General features: G+C 75.9%; 4 protein-coding genes. All 4 read right to left on the bottom strand.

The window, feature by feature from the left end:
• The coding region (locus AOK16_RS15530) for a PfkB family carbohydrate kinase (protein ID WP_240483586.1) at window positions 1-329 on the bottom strand (329 nt) is incomplete at its 3' end.
• A gap of 105 nt (window positions 330-434) precedes the next feature.
• Window positions 435-1598: an N-acetylglucosamine-6-phosphate deacetylase gene (gene nagA / locus AOK16_RS15525; protein WP_055472834.1), complete on the bottom strand. Its 1164-nt coding sequence runs from the start codon at window positions 1596-1598 to the stop codon at window positions 435-437.
• Window positions 1598-2530 (bottom strand): ROK family protein, encoded by a 933-nt coding sequence (locus tag AOK16_RS15520; RefSeq protein ID WP_055472833.1) that lies wholly within the window; start codon window positions 2528-2530, stop codon window positions 1598-1600. The genes nagA and AOK16_RS15520 overlap by 1 nt, the downstream gene beginning before the upstream one ends.
• 302 nt (window positions 2531-2832) lie before the next feature.
• Window positions 2833-3313: trehalose-phosphatase (locus tag AOK16_RS15515; protein WP_240483585.1), on the bottom strand; the 481-nt coding region annotated here is incomplete at its 5' end.

The raw sequence follows: 3313 nt of genomic DNA, 5'->3' as shown, positions 1-3313 counted from the left end.
GTGAGGAGCGGCGCGGCATCGTTGTCAGCGGCCTTGGAGGCCCCGGAGGCCTCGGCAGCCGGGGACGCTCCGGACGCCCGGGAGGCCCTGGGGAAGGCCTCGGCGCCGTCCGCCGCCATCAGCCCCCGCAGCGCCTCCCCCGTGGCCCCGCCGGCGAAGCCCGCGACCACGGCCCGGTGACCGAGGGCGGCGAGCACCCGCGCCACGTTCAGGCCCTTGCCGCCCGCCCGTTCGGCCACCTCGGCCACGCGGTGCGCGGTGCGGGCGCGCAGGCTCGGCACACGGTAGGTGATGTCGAGGGCGGCGTTGAGCGTGACCGTGAGGATCACCGGTCCCCCTCCCCGCGTATGGACTGTGCGAGGCGATCATGCCAAAACCGCGGCGGTCGGCCCAGACCTGAGGGCCGCCCACCGCGGTCACAACCGCATGTCGAATCAGTGAAGCTCGGGCGTAACCACCCATTCTCCCTTGCGGGCGACGCCGACCAGGCGGAACTCCCCGTCCAGCACCACCAGATCCGCGTCCTTGCCCGGCTCCAGCGAGCCCACGCGGTCGGCCACGCCCAGCAGCCGCGCCGGGTTGGCCGAGACGGCCTCCACGATCTGCTCGACCGGGATCCGGTCGATCGTCGCGGCCCGCCGGAAGGCGGTGTCCAGGGTCAGCGTCGAACCGGCGATCGAGCCGCCCTCCACCAGCCGGGCCACACCGTCCTTGACCTCGACCTCGAGGCCGCCGAGCGGGTAGAAGCCGTCCCCGCTGCCGGCCGCGCCCATCGCGTCGGTGACGAGCGCGACGCGGGAGGCGCCCGCGCGATGGAACGCCAACTCCAGGACGGCCGGGTGCAGATGGACGCCGTCGTTGATCAGCTCCACGCTGACCCGCTCGTCCTCCAGCAGCGCGGCGATCGGCCCCGGCGCGCGGTGCGCGAGCGGCGGCATCGCGTTGAACAGGTGCGTCGCCACGGTCGCTCCCGCGTCGATGGCGGCGCGCGTCGTGTCGTACGAGCCGTCGGTGTGGCCGACCGCAGCGATCACGCCGTGGTCGGCCAGCAGCCGTACGGAGTCCAGGCCGCCGGGCAGTTCGGGCGCGAGCGTCATCATCCGGGCGGTGCCGCGCGCCGCGTCGACCAGCTTCCGCACGTCGGCGGGGTCCGGGTCGCGCAGCAGCGAGGGCTCGTGCGCGCCGCAGCGGTGGTGGGAGATGAACGGGCCCTCGAAGTGCAGGCCCGCCAGGTCGCCCTGCTCGACCAGTTCGGACAGCGCGGAGGCCTGCCGGGCGAGCTCGTCCAGGTCGCCGGTGACGGTGGAGGCGACGGTCGTGGTCGTGCCGTGGCGGCGATGCGTGCCGATGGCGGTGAGCGCCTCCTCGGCCGTACCGGCGGAGAAGGACGCGCTGCCACCGCCGTGCACGTGGAGGTCGACGAAGCCGGGCACGACCCAGTGGTCGCGCGGCAGTTCGTACGCGGTCGCCTGCCGGTCGTCCGGCACGTTCCCGGCGATCGCGGAGCCCTCGACCGTGACGCGGCCGTCCTCGACCACGCCGGTCGGCAGCACCACACGCGCGCCGCTGAGAACCATACGAGCCTTGCGAGCCACCATCAGGCGGTTACCTCCGCGGAGAGAAGATCCCAGGCGAGCAGCCCTGCGCCCAGGCAGCCGGCGGTGTCCCCGAGGGCGGCCGGCACGATGTGGGGGGTTTTCTGGAACGTGATCCGCGCCTCGACCGCGGCGCGCAGCGGCGCGAACAGCGTCTCGCCCGCCTCGGCCAGGCCGCCGCCGATGATCAGGGTGCGGGGGTCGAGCAGGGTGAGGCCGGTGACCAGGCCGTCGGCGAGCGCGTCGACCGCCTCCCGCCAGACCGCGCGGGCGCGCGGGTCGCCGGACTCGACAGCCTTCGCGCAGTCGGCCGCGTCGGCGTCCGGGTCGCCCCCGGCGGCGGCCCAGGCGCGGGAGACGGCGGAGGCGGAGGCGAGCGTCTCCAGGCAGCCGCGTTGCCCGCAGCCGCAGGCGGGGCCGCCGGGGCGTACGACGATGTGGCCGATCTCGCCCGCGCAGCCGTGCGCGCCGGATTCGATGCGGCCCTCGATGCCGATGGCGCCCGCTATGCCCGTGCCCAGCGGCATGAACAGGAAACGGTCGGCGCCGCGGCCCGCGCCGAGACGGCCCTCGGCGAGGCCGCCGGTGCGGACGTCGTGGCCGAGGGCCACGGGGAGGCCGCCGAGCGCGTCGGTGAGCAGGCCGCGCAGCGGGAGGTCGCGCCAGCCGAGATTGGCCGCGTACACGGCGATGCCCTCGGTCTCGTCGACGATCCCCGGAATCGCCACGCCCGCCGCGGCGGGGGGCTCGCCCAGGCGCTCCTGGGCGGTGCGGCGCAGGTCGGCCGCGAAGTCGAGGATCGACGCGACGACGGCCTCAGGGCCGCGGTCGCGGCCGGTCGGGCGGCGCGTCTCGTGCAGCAGCGTGCCGTCTGGGGCTACGAGTGCGGCCTTCATGGCGGTGCCGCCCACGTCGAGGGCGATGACGTTCTCCACCCGCACAGTGTCGCCCCCGACGGGGGCAGAGGTCTAGTCCACTCACACAGAGCGTTCCCCGCTCCGCGGGCGGGTCCCCGTTTCGGTGGGCCCGCGCCCCCCGTCCCGGCGTGGGCGCGTTCCCGTCCCGGCGTGGGCCCGCGCCCAACGGGGGGCCGAACCGTGGCTCATCGGGCGCGCCCCGGCGCGGGGTGGGCGCGTTGCCCACGACGGGGGCCGGACCGTGGTTCGCCGGGTGCGTCCCGTCGCGGGCCGGGCGGCCCCATCCGCGGCGCGCCTCAGCGCGTCCTCGCGTCCTCGCGTCAGCGCGTCAGCGTGTTGGTGAGGGAGTCGATCAGGGCGACGACGCCCTGGGGGCCGTCCACCACCAGGTCCGCTTGCTCGGCGAGTTCTTCCGCGCCCTCGCCAGAGAAGGCGGCGCTGCAAACGAGGACGCCGGGGAGCCCGCCGGCGCGGAGTTCGCCGACGGCGGCGTACGCGGCGAGGTCGCCCAGGTCGTCCCCGGCGTACAGGACCGCGCCCGCGCCGGACTCCCGTACGTACTGCTCCAGCGCCACCCCCTTGTCCATGCCCGGCGGGCGCAGCTCCAGGACCAGGCGGCCCGGTTCGACGATCAGCCCGTGGCGCTCGGCCAGCGCGTACAGCGGGGCGCGCAGGCGCTCGAACGTGCCCCGGGGGTCGTCCGCCCGGCGTGTGTGGACGGCGATGGCGCGCCCCTTGTCCTCCACGAACGTGCCCGGCCCCGCGCCCTCGCGGTCGAGCAGCGCGGGGCCGGGCACGTTC

This window comes from Streptomyces pathocidini (genome assembly GCF_001418495.1).
Taxonomy (GTDB): Bacteria; Actinomycetota; Actinomycetes; order Streptomycetales; family Streptomycetaceae; genus Streptomyces; species Streptomyces pathocidini.
Note: the sequence above shows the minus strand (reverse complement) of the source record. Positions and strands in the feature narration are given on the sequence as shown.